The following is a 16,860-nucleotide window of genomic DNA, read 5'->3' on the forward strand; positions in this document are numbered from 1 at the left end:
GTAGAGTCCTCTGTCGATGCGACCCAAGCGACCATCGAGCGTATATCAGCAGATATCAACGACAGCACTTTAATCGCTCCCTGTGATGGACGTATCCAGTTTCGGGTTGCGCAACCAGGAGAAGTGCTCAGCGCAGGAGGCAGAGTATTGAACATGGTTGACTTAAGTGATGTGTATATGGTTTTTTTTCTTCCAACAGAGCAAGCAGGTAAAGTACAAATCGGCGCACCAGTTCATTTAATTCTTGATGCGGCACCCAACTATGTGATACCGGCTAAGGTGACTTTTGTCGCCAGTGTGGCGCAATTCACACCTAAAGCCGTAGAAACGGCCAGTGAACGAGAAAAACTGATGTTCCGTGTTAAAGCCCGTATTGCACCTGAATTGCTGAAAAAATATATCGCCTTAGTCAAGACAGGGCTGCCAGGGATGGCTTATGTTCAATTAGATCCCAAAAGCAAATGGCCCGCGGCGTTGGAAGTTAAAATAAATGTCAAATAACAAGGCCTCCAATAATGGGGTTGAAAAACCGGTTTGTGAAATCAATAACCTGAGTTTGTGGTATGGTAAAACTTGTGCCCTGGATAACATTACTCTTAAACTGCCTTCTGGTTGTATTGTTGGCTTCATTGGGCCAGATGGTGTTGGAAAATCCAGTCTGTTTTCACTCATTGCTGGAGCCCGCGTCATTCAACGCGGACAAATTTTTGTTCTTGGTGGCAATATGGCGAGTAGCTCTCATCGTGAAGCCCTCTGCACGCGCATTGCTTATATGCCTCAAGGCTTGGGGAAAAATCTGTATCCTACCCTTTCAGTATTTGAAAACATCGATTTCTTTGGGAGTCTTTTTGGCCATAGCCGTGAAGTGCGACAATACTACATTACCCGTTTGTTGGATAGAACAGGGTTATTCCCTTTTCGAGACAGGCCAGCAGGTAAGCTGTCTGGAGGGATGAAGCAGAAACTTGGATTATGTTGTGCTCTGATTCACACTCCCGATCTGTTAATTCTGGATGAGCCTACGACAGGAGTGGATCCCCTTTCAAGGCGTCAATTCTGGGAGCTCATTGAGACGTTGCGTGCTGAAATGCCGAAAATGAGTGTTCTGGTGGCCACTGCATACATGGAGGAAGCGGCGTGTTTTGATTGGCTGGTTGCAATGAATGCTGGAAAAGTCTTGGCTTCAGGGACTATGAGTGACCTGTTGAGGCAAAGTCGTACTCATTCTCTGGAAGAAGCGTTTGTTGCCCTCTTACCCGAGCAGCAGCGACAAATGCACCCCATGGTAATAGAACCCCGCTCATCCACTCAAAAATCGGAAGTAGCTATTGAAGCAACCGGTTTGACCAAACGCTTTGGTGATTTTGTCGCAGTAGACCACGTCAATTTTTGTATAGAGCGTGGCGAAATTTTTGGGTTTCTTGGCTCGAATGGTTGTGGCAAAACAACGGTTATGAAAATATTAACCGGTCTGCTTCCTGCCAGCGAGGGTCAAGCTTCGCTATTTGGACAATCTGTTGATTCAAACGATCTGATGATACGTCAACGCATTGGCTATATGTCCCAATCTTTTTCGCTGTACACGGAATTAACGGTTCATCAAAATCTCATGTTGCATGCCAAATTGTTTCGTTTGCCCGCCCATAGCATTCCCAAACGCATCAAACAATTGCTCGAAAAATTCTCTTTGTCTGACTATGAAAATGAACGGCCTGACTCATTACCACTAGGTCTTCGTCAAAGGCTTTCTCTTGCTGTAGCCATTATCCATCAACCCGATATACTCATTCTTGATGAACCGACTTCTGGTGTTGATCCGGTTGCTCGCGATATATTTTGGCAATTAATGCTTGATTTATCCCGACAGGATAAAGTAACCATTTTTATTTCTACCCATTTCATGAATGAGGCAGAACGTTGCGATCGCATTTCGCTGATGCATGCCGGTAAAGTATTGGTTAGTGAAAATCCAGTCAAACTCATCCAACAAAGACAAGCCTCTTCGCTAGAAGAAGCCTTTATCAGCTATCTAGAAGAGGCCATGAAGAAGAAGGAGGTGAATCCTTCAGGGCAACATCCTGCAAAACCAATCATGAGCTCTTTATCTGAACACCCCAAAATCATTCCTGCAAAAAAATATTTCAACATCAGACGCATGTTCAGCTACAGCCGTCGTGAAGCGCTCGAACTGATACGCGATCCAATTCGTGCAACTCTTGCGCTTTTGGGAAGCATTCTACTGATGATCATTATGAGTTATGGAGTTACTCTGGATATCGAACAGTTAACCTTTGCAGTTCTTGATCGGGATCAAACGAATGCCAGCCACGCTTATGTTCTTAATATAGCCAGCTCGCACTATTTTAAAGAACTCCCTCCCATCTTGGATTATAAAGAAATGGATCAACGTATGCGAAGCGGAAAATTAAGCTTGGCATTGGAAATCCCAAGTGGGTTTGCCCGTGACATCAATAAAGAGACTCCCGTACAAGTTGGGGCATGGATTGATGGAGCAATGCCTACCCGTGCAGAAACCATTCAGAGTTATGTGTATGGAATGCATCAGCATTGGTTAGTGAATAGTTGGCCTTATTTGACTCATCAAAAATCGGAGGAGTTCTTCAATATTGAGCCTCGTTTTCGTTATAACCCGGATGTGAAAAGTTTACCTGCCATGGTTCCAGCCGTCATTCCTATCCTATTGATGTTAATCCCGGCGATGTTGATGGCACTTTCTGTGGTGCGAGAAAAAGAGCTGGGATCCATCGTTAATTTATACGTGACGCCCATTACTAAACTTGAGTTTCTTTTGGGAAAATTGATACCTTATGTGATTTTGGCCGTATTTAATTTTCTATTGCTAATCGCCTTGTCCATTTATTTATTTGATGTACCGATCAAAGGAAGTTTTTCCATCCTTTTCTTTAGTGCTTTAATCTACGTTACTCTTTCCACTTCGATGGGATTTCTAATCTCCACTTTTATGAAAAGCCAAGTGGCGGCATTGTTTGGAACTGCAATACTGACGCTTCTTCCAGCCACCCAGTTTTCTGGCATGATAGAGCCGGTATCCTCTTTGGAAGGATTGGGAGCAATGATAGGCCAAATCTATCCGGTAACGCATTTTCTTACGATTTCGCGAGGTACTTTTTCCAAGGCACTGAGTTTTCAAGATTTGCTCCATCCTTTTTTATATTTACTCATCACCTTGCCGGTATTGCTTGGGTGTTGTCTTTTATTTTTAAAAAAACAGGAGCGCTAAGTGACAATAAGTAATATTGTGCAACTTGGGTTTAAGGAATATCGAAGTTTGCTTCGTGACCCAATTATGATAGCACTGATCGTCTTTGCATTTACTGTACAAATCTATACAACAGCCACAGCCATGCCCGAAATGCTGCACAAAGCACCGATTGTCATTGTTGATCTCGATCAATCCGCTGTTTCACAACGTATCAGGGATGCTTTTTATCCCCCACAATTTATAAAATACGTGACCACCTCACAAGCAAAGATGGATTCGGGCATGGATGAAGGCTTATATACCTTTGGTTTAAATATCCCGCCTGATTTTCAACGGAATCTTTTGTCCGGGCGAAAGCCAACCCTTCAACTGAATATTGATGCTACACGCATGAGTCAGGCGTTCACAGGAACAGCCTACATTCAAACTATTATTGAGAGGGAGATCAATGAATTTGTCGAACATTATCGTTCTGTGGAAACTCCGCCTGTTGATCTTGCAGTCCGCGTTCGATTTAACCCGACATTAACTAAGATCTGGTTTGGTGCCTTAATGGAGTTGATTAATAATGTAACGATGTTATCCATTGTGCTAACGGGTGCCGCATTACTTCGGGAGCGCGAACATGGAACAATTGAACATTTATTAGTGATGCCAGTCACGCCATTTGAAATCATGGCCAGCAAAATTTGGGCAATGGCTTCCATTGTACTCATCGTTTGTGCTGTTTCGCTTATTACAGTGGTACAAGGGTTACTCTCTGCCCCCATTGAGGGTTCAATTCTTCTGTTTTTGCTTGGTGCGGCAATCAATTTGTTCGCTACAACGTCAATAGGTATTTTTATGGGAACCATCACCCGCTCCATGCCTCAATTTGGTATCTTATTGATTCTGGTACTTCTCCCGCTAGAAATGCTTTCAGGTGGATTGACCCCTCGTGAGAGCATGCCTGAATTTGTCCAGACCATGATGCTGGTTGCGCCTAACACTCACTTTGTGATGCTTGCTCAATCGATTTTATTTAGAGGGGCAGGGTTTGGTATCGTGTGGCCGCAATTTCTGACGCTTGCAATAATAGGCTCTATTTTTTTCATGACCACATTAATGTATTTTCGCAAAAGGATTGTCCTTCTTTCTACATGAAATAACATTGCATTTTTTCCAATAAAAATTTGGGTTAATGCCATGTCCTAAGGACAATCCGCGCTTGCGCGCCATGGTTATTGGTCCATGATTGCCTTCTTTGAAATAACAATCAATGAAATTTGATAATTCGATTTTTTACATCTCCTGACATACAGCTGTATCAATACTACCTGTTCCGATGGTAACTAAAGCAACTTACTCGTCCATTTCTTCCTACTTGATTATTTCAAATGATAAAAAATAGATTTATTCACCACAAGGCTTGAATATTTTCATGTCTATTGGCCAATTAGAAACCCTGAGACAAACACCTGCTAACCAAATCAAATATAATGTTACAGGCGAAACTCGACTTGAAGCTAACCAAAGATTCCCTCAAGAATTACAAAGAAACGGGTATAATGTTGAGTTAATATCACTACCAAGTGGGCATAATGAATTATCAACAATTCATGTTATAACTAACCAGGCACTTCCATTTGTTTGCGCTGATAAACCATACAATAAAGATGAGCAAAGTCAGTTGTCATCGGTTACACTGCAACCATCAGAGGAAGAATTATTAGCAGCACGTGAAAGAATGCAAAATTTTAAAACAACAATGCGACATAACGCTCTTGATCTTACTGCAAATCAGGAGGAAATGAAAAAAGATGATAGTTCTACCCCATTGACAATCACACCAAAGCCACCATGGGAGCAGTAATAGTTTACTCTAATTTTTATCTTAAAAACCATTTCTATGGCAAAAGGCTACAACCCATACACGGCAAGGGTTATGGGTCTCTATAAAAATGAAGTGACCCATTTTGCACACGTATCCTGACTTACCCCATACTGCATTCTCAATCAATCTGCGAGCTCTTGACTGGTTTGTTAAACCGCCGATTCCTTGACGAATATCTGATTAAACAAATAGGACAAGCAAAACGTATCAAAACATCTCAACGAGCACCCCAACTAGGCTATAATTTATAATAAGATTTTGCTTAAAAGAAGGTCTTTCAAGATGAAATTGTGAAATGGATTTATTGAGCAATATCTTGAATGGAGAATGAGATATGAATCAACAATATACCGCACGAATTTATTCCAATGAGAAAATAATACAATATAAGTCTGGCGATGATATTGAGAAATTATATATTTGGATGTTAGCCGAAGTTAGTGATACACCCGGCGACATTAGAGGCGAAATAATTGACAATGCGACGACAAAGGTAGTTCGACATTTTAAAAAAGCACCCGTAGAATAATGAACAAATGCCTATAGTCGCCTCAAAATACGCCACATTTGATCTTTCCTCGAAAAAACAGGACACCAACATTATGCAACCAACCCAAAGTCATTCGGGGTCTGAAACCCTAAAGTTGAATGGATGCGCTGACGATTGTAAAACACTTCAATGTAATCGAATAGAGCTAATCGAGCATCCTTTCTAGTTTTATATTGTTCCCCATAAATCATTTCGACTTTCAAAGTATGATAGAAACTTTCCATAACTGCATTGTCATAACAGTTACCCGAGCCACTCATGGAGCAAATAAAATCATGTTCTTTGAGAAGCGATTGATAAGCATTACTGCAATATTGAGATCCTATATCAGAATGATGAATAACGCCATTAGGTGGGTTATTGCGGTGAATCGCCATGATAAGAGCATCTTCAATAAGGCTTGTAACCAACCGAGTTCCCATGCTCCAACCGACAATCTGTCGATTGAATAAATCTATGCTAGATAAAGCCAGCCCTCATCAGTTTGAATGTAGGTTATATCAGACGCCCAAACGGTGTTAATAGCAACAGGATTAAATGGTCTTCCCAAGATATTTTCGGCCACATGCTTTGAGTGGCGACTATCTGTTGTCACTTTAAAACGCCTTGCCGCTTTAGGTTTGAGTTCTTCCTGCTGCATTAAGCGTTTGATCCTCGCTTTCCCATGATATTTACCCAACTTACGCAATGCCTGTTGTAATCGCTACTGGATACGCCTAATGCCTAACAAAGCTTTTGTACACGATGAAAAGCCGATTGTTCTTTTATTACCGCATATTTCGCTGGCCTTCCTTGGCGAAAAACGCTGCCGCCTTTTTTAAGATTTCTCGCTCTTCTTCCAGCTCCGCTACACGCGCTTTCAATCGCTTTAATTCTAAGTCTTTTTCATTTAATTGAGATTGATTTGGGAATACTTTCTCTTGTTTGAGAAGGTATTGTTTGCGCCAGTTATATAGGTTATTTTCTGCTACAACAAGCTCTCTGGCTACTTGTCTTAAGGGCTTATTACTTGATTCCAGTAGTTCAATAGCTTTAATTTTGAACTCTTTTGTATAAACTTGTCTTACCATGATTACTCCTTGTTGATGAGATTATATCTCTTAAACAAGGTGTCCGGCTATTCGAGAGAAGATCACTTTCACTCTTAGTGATCATAACATTCACTCAGAAGTACAAGCATATTAAAAATAAATCAGGGGCTTCTAAAATATCAATATGATGTGGGAAGTTATTTAGAAGTCCTTAAAAATAAGTTCATAAAATAATTTAAATTTTTTAATATTATTTGTATATCGTATTAGATATCACATGGAAAATAAAAAGAACTTATTGGCCTTCGCATAATTAATTCTGCAACAGTTAATAAATAAAAATCTCTCAAATACATCAATAAATATAAGAAAAGTAAGGTAATTGAGTTTCTTGTTCTTTTCTGATGATGTTTTCTTTGAGATTTGTTGATTTCTAGATCAATAAGGAAGAAAGGATAATTTCTCTTTATAAGGAAATTCTTATGAGCAATACAAATCATGCAATCATTGAACGCATTGGCAATGAAAAAAAATAAATGTCAATTTTCTAAATAAAAACCAAGACGTCGATGAAAAAAGCAAATATATGTATACTGCACTGGAAGAAGAGGAGTATGATGTAATCCGCTCAAGGTGTTGCCCTGTTAGCTACAGGGCCAATAGACTACGCTTTTTCTACTTTGATATCACGAGTACTTTTTTTAGCCTCTTCTTTTTTCGGCAACTCAATGCAAAGTGTTCCTTTTTTAAAAGTTGCCTTAGCCTTATCAACATCTATTGTTGAAGGCAATGAAATAGAACGCTCATACTTCCCATAGCTAATTTCTCGAGAAAGATATTTTTTGTCTTCATTCTTTTTAGAAGTCGACTTTTCACCAGAAATGGTCAATATATTATCCGCTAAAGAAACCTTGATATCTTTTTCATCCATACCGGGCATCTCAAGCTCAATACTGTAATGATCTTTATCTTCCACAACATCCATTGATGGGGCAAGATTTAGATTATCAAATTCCCAATTGAATCGAGAGGGCGAAAAAAAATCATTAAAATCATGAAATACACGATCTATTTCATTTTGAAGTCTTAAGAACGGATTATGTGTATGCTCAATGGCAATCGGGGTTTCTTTTTTCCATTTTATTAATTTACTCATCGTTTCACTCCTTAAATTGATACGTTTGTCATTTCTGACTGATTATAAAGTTGGACTCACAACCTCATTTTGTCAAGTCAATTACATTACAAAACAATCATCTGCAAAATCGATATGTGGCGTTACAACGCTTAAAATCTCAATCCCTTAGAGTATTGAAGATGTCGAAAGTGATTTTTTAAATGTCACAATTAAATTTGAATCTTTCACTTTTGAGCTCATAGAATTGGGATCATAGCCCTGTGGTAATTGGAATGTTTGACTGTAATTACTCTGAGAATAGCTTACACTTTTACTATTATCCTGTTCACGAGTGATTTTTTGCGTTATATTTGAACTAACCACTAATTGTCCCTCTTTAACAGAAACATCAACTTTACTATCCCCACCTTTAGGTAATTTTATTTTATAAACAAGCTCATTTTTACTTTCTTTAATTTCAACATTATTTGTATTACCAAAGAGCATTTGATTGGGTTGTTTTAGAAGGTTAGTGTGCATTTGTGAGAATTGACTCTTCATAAACTGGTCCATAGCCTGTTGCATTTTTTCCATTTGCTTCAAAACATCATAAGGTGATTGAAAAAAGGGATCGTTATCAAATGGATCTAAGGCTAATAAATCTTTACTCTTTTGTACTTGATTATTTTGTTTCGCTTCAAGTGCTATGGCTCCTGCTGACATCATAGTGATAAGAGGAACAGAGATTAAAATAGGAAGTAGTTTCTTTTTCATCTAAATCTCCTTTCAAGATTGGCTTATCAAAAACTCTAGTCACCGTTTTACACAAAGTTTCATAGCTCTAATTTTATTACTTAATAGCCAATATCGGGGCAAATTACGCAGTTTTCAAGGCGCTTCGCTCAGAGCCAAATGCGTTGGCAGGGGTAAAGAAGCATTGGAGTTCTAATCATCATAAGACCGTAAATTATTATTCATCTCTCAGCGCAATAAAATCCTTCTTTAGAATTCATTACAAAATGACATTATAAAACTGTTCATACAAAGGATGCTTTTTAATTGCTTCATTGAACTCATCAGGATCAATAAACCCACATAATCCGATGTTTACGAGCCGTCTTATTTTTTCATGACAACATTAGCTTGTGACTTGCAAACGCCCTATAGAATCATAACCAGTCCAGGTATAAGATGCAAAGTCATCACCAAAGTCTATTTTACATATGGAGCAGCGCCCTTGATTTTTTGCATGGAGTTTATCGATTTGCTTTTGTGGTTTCTTTTGAGTCTTCATTATAGAGCGATTAAGGATAGATAGATGAATGATTATATCAGGATAATTTATTAAGAGGTTGGCCTTTGTAAATGCTTTATGCTGTAAGTAAAAAAGAGTTGGACTGCGAACAAAAGAGAAGCCTGAAGGACTTGTTGCTCAAAGATAACTCCTGGTATCACTATTTCCAGAAGTATAAAGACACGCTACGCCATGAGGTTTTGGAAACAATCTCGAACATTTTAAGTTGCGGGAGCACCTTGCGAGGATTTTCCTGTTATGACTGCCCCAACCCTAAATGCACTCATAGCAAAAAAGTTGCGTTTACCTGCCATAATCGGTTTTGCTCGAAGTGTGGGAAGAAAGCCACCGAGAATTGGATAAGCAAACAAATTCATCTGTTACCCAGTTGTGACTGGCAGCATATTACGTTTACGATGCCACGGGAATTATGGAGGTTTTTCAAAGAAAACTGGATTTTGTTAGGTTGGCTGCTGCCAGTAGCAGCTTCTATTTTGCTGCGGTTAGCGAGTCATAAAGGAGTCTTACCCGGAATGTTTGCAGCGCTTCATAGCTTTGGCTGAGATTTAAAGTTCAATCCGCACGTGCATATCTCGACTACCCAAGGAGGGATAAATGATAAAGAGACACGTTTTGTCACGTTCTACTTCAAAAAGAAAGTGATTATGGAGATGTGGCGTTATCGTGTGATACAGATGTTGAAAAAAGCCTATAGAGAAGGAGTTCTTGTTCTTCCTGAAGTATTAAATGCCCTATGCCCGACACAGGGTCATTTTAGCGCTTGGCTCAATCGTAGACTCAACAAACCGTGGATAGTTCATGTGGCCAAACCACAAAAAAACCCACAGGCGTCAATTAATTATCTTGGGCGTTATATTCGTAGGCCACCGATTGGCCACAGCAGGTTACGGCATTACAATGGCCAAAATGTAACCTTTAACTTCCTGAATCATAAGACGAATCAACACGAAGATTTTCACTGCTCTACGGAGGAGTTTATCCGTAGACTGGTACAACATATCCCTAAAAAGCATTTCAGGATGTTGCGCTATTATGGATTTCTTGTAAATAGAGTACGGAGAGAGAAATTACCATTAGTTCGTGCTTTATTGGGGTAAGAACCTGAGCCCAAAACCTACAATCTCAAATACCCATAGTTGATGCAAAAGACCTTTGGGATTAATCCTAAGGAATGCATTCTATGTCATAGCGAAATGGAACTTGCTTATCGCAAAATTGGTGCTAACGCTGCGTTTTTTATGAAAATCACGAGAAACTGGCACAAAGAAAAAGGCTGGTTGCATAGGCGTTCCCAGGATAGATCTATCTAAAATTTGGAATTATTTTATAACTTTAAGCGTATTGACTTAATTTAATCCGACATAGTGTGTCTCGAAATAGCATCCAGTGTCACCTTAGCACCTTGGTTGTTTATATTTTACCAACACTCCTGTCCCGATTTAACATTGAGATTCCTAAGTATGAACAACAATTTGATTTTGTCTTATTCAATACAGTATTGTGTTTTTTGAATTTACCTTTAGTAGCACTTCTTGAAGCAAAACGGGTTTTAAAGCCCAATGGTAAGCTTATTATTGGTATGATTGATAAACATTCGATGATTGGACAGCAATATGAGGCCACCAAGCAAGATAATCTGTTTTATCGATACGCTCATTTTTATTCGGTACAGGAGGTCTTTGAATTGCTTCATGAAATTAATTTTAAAGAAGAAGCAATTTATCAAACTTTATTCTCTCCTGTTGATACTATATTAACGCCAGAGGAGAGTAAACCAGGCTATGGGGAAGGAGGGTTTGTTGTTCTTTCTGCTTATGTTAAACCCAATCGATTTTCCTATTTAGATTTTATTTGATAGACGTTCTAGTTAAATCAAGTAAGCCGATAATTGAGCAAACTATTTAAAATTTAATTACTCTGTATATTAAGATTGATTTTCTTAACAGTTACACTAGGAAAACTCTAATTTGCAGTGGCGTTGAGATAAATTACCTATTTTTTAAATTGCCTGATTGCTTGATGAGTTCTCCCGACTTGCTATCAATTTTTCTTGGATTCAAGATGTGCTTTATGAGTTTCACCCAGAATTTCAAATGTTTCTTTTATTACATACAGAGCACCTTTCTATCTGCTCCGATAGCAGCTTGATAGCATTCGCAACCCATGTCATTTCCTTTTAAGTGGTTGCTTAGAATCCTTATCAGTCTCTCTGGTATTGGTGCAAGGTTATTTTATGAGTTCATGACAGAATAACGGCGTAACATTAAAGGTTTGGAGTAGATTAAGTTTTAATCAAAGGCATAAAACTTGTCGTAACCCATCATCCAAGGCATTTAAATCTTTATCTGAAAGGTTTCCTGCCACTTTTTTTAAACGACTTTTATCAATCGTTCTTATTTGATCACAAACTGCGGTAACTTGTTTGCCAAGACAAGAAACAGTGATGGTAATTGGTGGTCTGGCTGTAGCAGAGCTTGAAAGAGGAACGACGACAACAGTGCGTCTTGCTTGATTAATCGGTGTTGCTCCAACTAAAACGCAAGGTCTGAGTTTGTTGATTTCAGAGCCTGTAGTAGGGTCGAGGTTTACCCAATATACATCACCACGATTCATCAGTTAATCCATCTTGAACCGTTATATCCCAATCGTTCATTTCATTTTGTAAACCATGATCATTTTCAACAGCTAAAGCGCATTCATAGAGCGCTTTTTCACGTCGTTCAATTTCTTTTTCAATAAGATGAGCAATCACCTTGCTGCGTTGTCGCTGAGGTATTGCTGCTCTCATTCTAGAAGCGATTTGATCGGGTATTGATATTAAAACTTTATTCATCATTATCTCCATCTATATATAATATAATATATCCTATATCTAAAGACAAATTATTCTGATTGTGGAAAATAATTATTCTCTTTTTTTATAATTGGAAGGTGGTACTCGTTAAAAAATAAGCAGCATTTGCTGAGAGTCCTGAGATTGGGATTGAATGGTTGAGTTTTGATTCAGCAATGATCGAACTTGCTTTTTCCGAGGTCTCTTTTTCATAGGTGCTGGATCCTCCATAAAGCAGGCCCATGGTAGTATTTGTTGGTATAGAACATCATGGGTTTGATAAGAGATCAGATAATAACCGCGTTGGTTTCGTTCTTTCACCATGACGCAAAAGTGCTTCAAGGCATCAGAAAAACTTGCAAAGGCAATAATATGGCTTTGCCCAAATCTGGACTTGATACGTCCATTGGATGCGCAGAGTGTCCAGTCACCCAATAAATCCTGTTCCAGGCGAATGACGTAATAGCGCGTTGCCTTTTCAAAACGGACGGCATGATAACATTCCTTGGGTTTAAAATTAAGGTAATGAACCCATGGCAGGGTGGTGAACCAGGGGAATCATCACCAAGATTTACCGGTTGCAGGTTCCGTGATACTCATTTCTGTAAATCCATTGCGACAGCCGGCAATCGATTCGGCTTCATGCATTAAGTCATAGATAGTTTCATCCAGATCCTTATCACTGGTATAGGGAATTTTAAGACTGTATTCCCATCCATCCTTGTCTTTTTTCACCATATCAAAGGCTGAAAAGCAGTATTGCTCGATTTGCCGCCTGGATTCATTTTTTCCACGCACAAACTTATTGTTGTTTTCTACGCGCAGCCAAACTTCAACCACGGCAATTTTTTGAGTTCCCTGGCTGCCTGGAATTGATTTTTCTGGATTATCCTGTCGTTGGGTTTTAAGAATACGATAAACACTGGCAATACCCATATTAAGTTTTTTAGCAATAGCGGTGCGTGTGTATCCCTGATTGATTAACTCCATGACCTCATTAGTTTTTGAGCGTGCTGTGGGTTTTCTCCCTTTGTATTTGCCTTCGCGTTTTGCGCGCTCAATACCTTCCAGTTGCCGCTCACGGCGAAGGTTGGTTTCAAACTCAGCAAAGACACCCAGCATATCCAAAAAGAATTTACCTGAGGCATTAGAGGTATCCACAGGTTGCTCCAATGCTTTTAGGTGGATCTCTTTCTCTTTTAAATAATGCAGTAAAGTCTGTAAATCCAGAATACTGCGGGTTAAGCGGTCAATTCGTGTAACTACCAAGGTATCGCCTTCACGAATATACTCCATGCATTCATCCAGTGCGGTTCGGTTTTTTTTTGAAGTACCACTTTTTTTCTCGGAAAAGATCTTTTTACATCCAGCGCATTTTAAAGCATCAAGTTGAATGTCCAAATTTTGGTCAATTGTAGATACGCGGGCATAACCAACAAGCGCCATGAATTTTCCTATCAATAATATTTAAAATTAGTGATAGTACATTATCATAAATAAAAATCAGATTCTATTGATATGAAAAACAAGGGATTTAAAGGCAAGGCAAAATTTATCACAAGGGTGTACTTTATTGATAGCCCATATAAAATAGAAAAATTGAAAATGTAATGCATTTGTTATACAATTAAAATATCAGTATTTTGGGAGTTACTAAGATGAATAAGGCGGCAACAATTAATGCTCGTATTGAGCCTGCTCTTAAAATGCAGGCAGAAGCGATTTTGCATAAGGTAGGCTTATCTACAGCCGAGGCGATTCGACTGTTCTATAGCCAGGTCTGTCTCCAAAATGGCCTGCCTTTTGAGGTAAAAATACCGAACAAAGAGACAAGAGAGGCCATGGCAGAGCTGGAATCAGGAAAAGGCGAGCGATTTAAAACAATGAAGGATGTATGGGATTCTGTAGATAATGCTTGAATTAGAGTTGGCGACACAGTTTAAGCGTGATTTGAAAAAGATTACGAAGCAAGGGAAAAGAAGGACGCTCTTAGACTCTATTGTAGAGCAATTGCAAAAGGAAGAACCCCTGGATCCAAAGCATAAGGATCACAGTCTTTCCGTAAATTGGGATGGTTATCGTGAATGTCACATTACCCCCGATTGGTTATTAATTTATAAGACCATTAAAGATGATCGCATACAATTGCTGCGATTATCACGAACAGGATCACATAGTGATTTGTTTGGGTGAGTTCTAAAGGTGTTACTCTCTGTCGCAATACCGATCTCTATGGAATACGAATTAATCGAGATGATCTTTATTTTGAGATAAGCCGATACTTGTTCAACCAATTCAAAGGTTAGTAAAATAATCCCAACAAGTATTCTATCGAAATGCTGATTTTTATCTTTTTACCTAGTATGTAGTGCTCAGGTTTTTTTTGTTTTAAAAGCAGTTGTATAGTTGGCGATAATATCATTAGCCTCTAACTTGTATTGTGCCAGATGTTGTTTGACAGCTTGACTGTCTTCAAACTTATTTTCAGTGGCTATAGATCGTATAAATTTACGGGCGTTATTAACTAGCTTTTCTAATAAGCTCTTATTTATTATTTTTATATTGTTACTTGGAGGACACGCATACTCAAAACAAGTAGATAAATGAATCATAATAGGTACACATTTAGCACCATTGCCATAATTATTATTAAACCAAATTTCAGAACCATTCAGCTGATTACAATCGTGTTTGCAAATAAAATCGGTGGTTGCACCATTTTTACATTCAATAACTAAAAATTTTAAATCATCCAACAGCCAGAGATTATCTGGTCCTTTTCCATAATCATTTTCGGGGCGTTGGCCTATAAAGCCAAGAAGGTATGCTAACTCGTTAAAAGCATCCTCAAATATATTTGCAGTACCTTCACTAAATATAAGTTTTGAAAATACTCCCTCTGTATAGATAATAAGTTTGTTTCCATCTTTAAATTTGTCTTTTAAATAGGTAGAACATCGTATTGCTTGTGATCCTGTATGGGTTTTTAATGGTTTATAACTGATGCCTTCGATTGGTTTAAGAACTCTCAAATTATCAGAAATAGCGGATAGTTGGGTTTTTTGCGATTCCACCTTATCGTACTTGTTTATATACTCCGACATGTATTGTTTTAATACGCCTTTTAATAAAAGATCATCGGTTGAGTTATTGATTTCATGTAAAATTCTGTTTGCTGCTTCTTGTGGTTTCCCTGAGCGATCTAAATCGTAAGCTTCTCTTAAAGCGATTTTTATTGAGTCAGATGTATTTTTATTGGAGTAATTTAGGTTAGCCATAATACCTCTACTTAACTCAACCCATTGCGGGTCTCTTTTTAGACAGTAGTTTATTACGGATCTAATTTCCTCAACTCCTTTATCTTTTATTTGATCTGCTACCCTTTCTGACAATTCTAGTTGAGCCTTTGTCGCCGGTGAAAATAGTTCTAAAGTTTCGCCCGTATAAAGCTGAGAAGTAAGATCTTTTCCCATAAGAAAAATGACGCAATAATCATCATTAGATCTAACACCTCTCCCCATCCCCTGTTCTACTTTATGAACGATTTGATTTACTTTGTTCGAACTACCCGCAAGCTCGCTCTGGCGAATTTTATCAATATTATTTCGAGCGGCTGGTAATCCATCTATAACTAACAATCGACAAGCATTTTCGGGCAAATCAATCCCATCATATTTGTTAACTAAAATTGTTAAGCCAATATGAGTTGTTTTAAGTTGTTCAACTCCTTGAAGGATAGTGTCTTTTTTTAAAATGAGATCAGCTGCATCCTCCCAAAACTCCAATCGTTTGTTAGATGGGACAATAACTACCACGTTATATTCTTTGGATAATTTCAAACATAATTCTTTAACATCACTATCAAACATATTTGTGTTGAGAGCTTGTGGTAATAGGATTAATCGATCACCTACATCTCCCGCTGAATCTGGAGTGATAGGGTTATTAAGATATTGAGAGCTAACACCAAAATGGGTCGTTAAGACGCTATCGTCTGATAATGTCGCGGTCATAAATATTTTTCTTGATGCATTACTAATAGAAGGAATCACATCAATTGGAATACAATTACTAGTAATTTCAATGGAATGCTTACTAATAACGCAACTGCATCGCTCTAAATTTTCTTTTATTAATGGCCATTTAAATTTTATGTCTTCATGATTTTTGTTTTCAATTAAAACCTGCATTACCTTACTTAGATTTTCTTGCCAGTTCCAATATGGGATCAGAATGTAAGCAAAGGGGTCTCCCGCTTCAATCTCCAAATATTTTGCTTCCGACTGCCTTTTCATTGCTTCTTCAAAAAGACTAAATAATTTTTTATATGCTGGGTTAGATGATGACACGTTCAAAGTGAATTGTTCTTCGACTGTGTTTACGCACGCATGAGCATCATCAATAAGGAGTGTCTTAATGGGTATTTTTGCTCCCTCATCGCCAACACCAAATACTGATTTCCCGTTAATTAATTTATATATATTAGTTACTAGAATTGCTTTTCCTTTTAAAAAACTCTCATTTTCAGGGTTATCAACGGCATTTAATCCAAGATCTTTGGCTTCGGATAACACTTGTTCTACTAAAAAATTATCTGGAACTATATAAACTACAGGCCCTTTCTTCTCATTCAAGCAACTTTTTAAAATTAAAAGGCCAACCACTGTTTTACCGCCACCAGTATTCATTTTTATAACCAGGTTGCGTTCTTCTTTGCGGTCAAACCATTTGCTCCATACTTGAGATTGCACATCGCGGGGGTAATGGAATTTGTTTGGTTTTTTATTTGGTAAGGCGCTAAAAATTTCTCTTGGCTTTAAGACTGTATCAACAGTTTGTCCTGTACTCAGTTTGGAAAAATCTAATGCCATTTTATATCCTTTAAAAAGTACTGTTA

Annotated in this window: 20 protein-coding genes and 1 pseudogene; 10 read left to right on the forward strand and 11 right to left on the reverse strand. The window is 38.3% G+C overall.

Annotated elements, in window-relative coordinates:
- From Lgra_RS00005 to Lgra_RS00025, 5 genes are all read left to right on the forward strand, one after another.
- Positions 1-501 (forward strand): HlyD family secretion protein (locus tag Lgra_RS00005; RefSeq protein WP_157068239.1); only part of this gene is annotated, 501 nt, incomplete at its 5' end.
- Positions 491-3,262 carry a ribosome-associated ATPase/putative transporter RbbA gene (gene rbbA, locus Lgra_RS00010; RefSeq protein ID WP_014845108.1) on the forward strand — a complete coding sequence of 924 codons (2,772 nt, stop codon included), beginning with the start codon at positions 491-493 and terminating at the stop codon, positions 3,260-3,262. The genes Lgra_RS00005 and rbbA, both read left to right, overlap by 11 nt.
- Complete coding sequence (locus Lgra_RS00015; RefSeq protein ID WP_019350447.1) at positions 3,263-4,387, forward strand: ABC transporter permease; 1,125 nt, start codon at positions 3,263-3,265, stop codon at positions 4,385-4,387.
- A gap of 277 nt (positions 4,388-4,664) precedes the next feature.
- Positions 4,665-5,096: a hypothetical protein gene (locus tag Lgra_RS00020; protein WP_014845110.1), complete on the forward strand. Its 432-nt coding sequence runs from the start codon at positions 4,665-4,667 to the stop codon at positions 5,094-5,096.
- A gap of 355 nt (positions 5,097-5,451) precedes the next feature.
- Positions 5,452-5,646, forward strand: coding sequence for a hypothetical protein (locus tag Lgra_RS00025; protein WP_014845111.1), 195 nt, complete (start codon positions 5,452-5,454; stop codon positions 5,644-5,646).
- 71 nt (positions 5,647-5,717) lie between these two features.
- Here the strand turns inward: Lgra_RS00025 and Lgra_RS17650 are convergent, their stop codons facing one another.
- From Lgra_RS17650 to Lgra_RS17660, 6 genes are all read right to left on the reverse strand, one after another.
- Positions 5,718-6,089, reverse strand: coding sequence for an IS3 family transposase (locus tag Lgra_RS17650; protein WP_019350446.1), 372 nt, complete (start codon positions 6,087-6,089; stop codon positions 5,718-5,720).
- A 32-nt stretch (positions 6,090-6,121) separates the two neighbouring features.
- Positions 6,122-6,307, reverse strand: coding sequence for an IS3 family transposase (locus Lgra_RS17655; protein ID WP_019350445.1), 186 nt, complete (start codon positions 6,305-6,307; stop codon positions 6,122-6,124).
- A gap of 127 nt (positions 6,308-6,434) precedes the next feature.
- Positions 6,435-6,737 carry a transposase gene (locus Lgra_RS00035; protein ID WP_014845112.1) on the reverse strand — a complete coding sequence of 101 codons (303 nt, stop codon included), beginning with the start codon at positions 6,735-6,737 and terminating at the stop codon, positions 6,435-6,437.
- 625 nt (positions 6,738-7,362) lie between these two features.
- Positions 7,363-7,854 (reverse strand): Hsp20/alpha crystallin family protein, encoded by a 492-nt coding sequence (locus Lgra_RS00040; protein ID WP_014845113.1) that lies wholly within the window; start codon positions 7,852-7,854, stop codon positions 7,363-7,365.
- A gap of 147 nt (positions 7,855-8,001) precedes the next feature.
- Positions 8,002-8,589 carry an Hsp20/alpha crystallin family protein gene (locus Lgra_RS00045; RefSeq protein WP_014845114.1) on the reverse strand — a complete coding sequence of 196 codons (588 nt, stop codon included), beginning with the start codon at positions 8,587-8,589 and terminating at the stop codon, positions 8,002-8,004.
- 364 nt (positions 8,590-8,953) lie between these two features.
- Entirely contained in the window at positions 8,954-9,109 is a 156-nt protein-coding gene (locus tag Lgra_RS17660) for a hypothetical protein (protein WP_154080667.1), read from the reverse strand.
- 71 nt (positions 9,110-9,180) lie between these two features.
- Here Lgra_RS17660 and Lgra_RS18550 point away from each other — a divergent pair, with 71 nt between their 5' ends.
- From Lgra_RS18550 to Lgra_RS00055, 3 genes and pseudogenes are all read left to right on the forward strand, one after another.
- A complete protein-coding gene (locus tag Lgra_RS18550; protein WP_051009158.1) occupies positions 9,181-9,672 on the forward strand; it encodes an IS91 family transposase in 492 nt (163 codons plus the stop codon).
- A gap of 12 nt (positions 9,673-9,684) precedes the next feature.
- A pseudogene (locus Lgra_RS00050) lies at positions 9,685-10,227 on the forward strand (IS91 family transposase); the annotation flags it as partial.
- Between the two features lie 269 nt (positions 10,228-10,496).
- Positions 10,497-10,985, forward strand: coding sequence for a class I SAM-dependent methyltransferase (locus Lgra_RS00055; protein WP_014845116.1), 489 nt, complete (start codon positions 10,497-10,499; stop codon positions 10,983-10,985).
- A 437-nt stretch (positions 10,986-11,422) separates the two neighbouring features.
- On the opposite strand, the gene Lgra_RS00060 is transcribed toward Lgra_RS00055, so the two are convergent.
- The 4 genes from Lgra_RS00060 to Lgra_RS00075 form a co-directional block, all read right to left on the reverse strand.
- Positions 11,423-11,743, reverse strand: a complete 321-nt coding sequence (locus tag Lgra_RS00060) for a type II toxin-antitoxin system PemK/MazF family toxin (RefSeq protein ID WP_014845117.1) — start codon at positions 11,741-11,743, stop codon at positions 11,423-11,425.
- On the reverse strand, positions 11,730-11,963 hold the full coding sequence (locus tag Lgra_RS00065; protein WP_014845118.1) for a hypothetical protein: 234 nt from the start codon (positions 11,961-11,963) through the stop codon (positions 11,730-11,732). Before Lgra_RS00065 ends, Lgra_RS00060 begins: the two co-directional genes overlap by 14 nt.
- Positions 11,964-12,071: 108 nt before the next feature.
- Positions 12,072-12,503 (reverse strand): WGR domain-containing protein, encoded by a 432-nt coding sequence (locus Lgra_RS00070; protein WP_223499742.1) that lies wholly within the window; start codon positions 12,501-12,503, stop codon positions 12,072-12,074.
- 21 nt (positions 12,504-12,524) lie between these two features.
- Positions 12,525-13,409, reverse strand: coding sequence for a recombinase family protein (locus tag Lgra_RS00075; RefSeq protein WP_014845120.1), 885 nt, complete (start codon positions 13,407-13,409; stop codon positions 12,525-12,527).
- A gap of 212 nt (positions 13,410-13,621) precedes the next feature.
- On the opposite strand from Lgra_RS00075, the gene Lgra_RS00080 reads away from it, so the two are divergent.
- Both Lgra_RS00080 and Lgra_RS00085 read left to right on the forward strand, forming a co-directional pair.
- The gene (locus Lgra_RS00080) at positions 13,622-13,882 is read left to right on the forward strand and encodes a type II toxin-antitoxin system RelB/DinJ family antitoxin (RefSeq protein WP_014845121.1); all 261 of its coding nucleotides are present in this window, start codon (positions 13,622-13,624) and stop codon (positions 13,880-13,882) included.
- Positions 13,875-14,156, forward strand: a complete 282-nt coding sequence (locus tag Lgra_RS00085) for a type II toxin-antitoxin system RelE/ParE family toxin (RefSeq protein WP_014845122.1) — start codon at positions 13,875-13,877, stop codon at positions 14,154-14,156. The genes Lgra_RS00080 and Lgra_RS00085 overlap by 8 nt, the downstream gene beginning before the upstream one ends.
- 179 nt (positions 14,157-14,335) lie before the next feature.
- Here Lgra_RS00085 and Lgra_RS00090 read toward each other — a convergent pair whose 3' ends face one another.
- Positions 14,336-16,834 (reverse strand): DEAD/DEAH box helicase family protein, encoded by a 2,499-nt coding sequence (locus Lgra_RS00090; protein WP_014845123.1) that lies wholly within the window; start codon positions 16,832-16,834, stop codon positions 14,336-14,338.
- Positions 16,835-16,860: the final 26 nt, after the last annotated feature.

The organism is Legionella gratiana (assembly GCF_001467695.1).
Lineage (GTDB): Bacteria > Pseudomonadota > Gammaproteobacteria > Legionellales > Legionellaceae > Legionella > Legionella gratiana.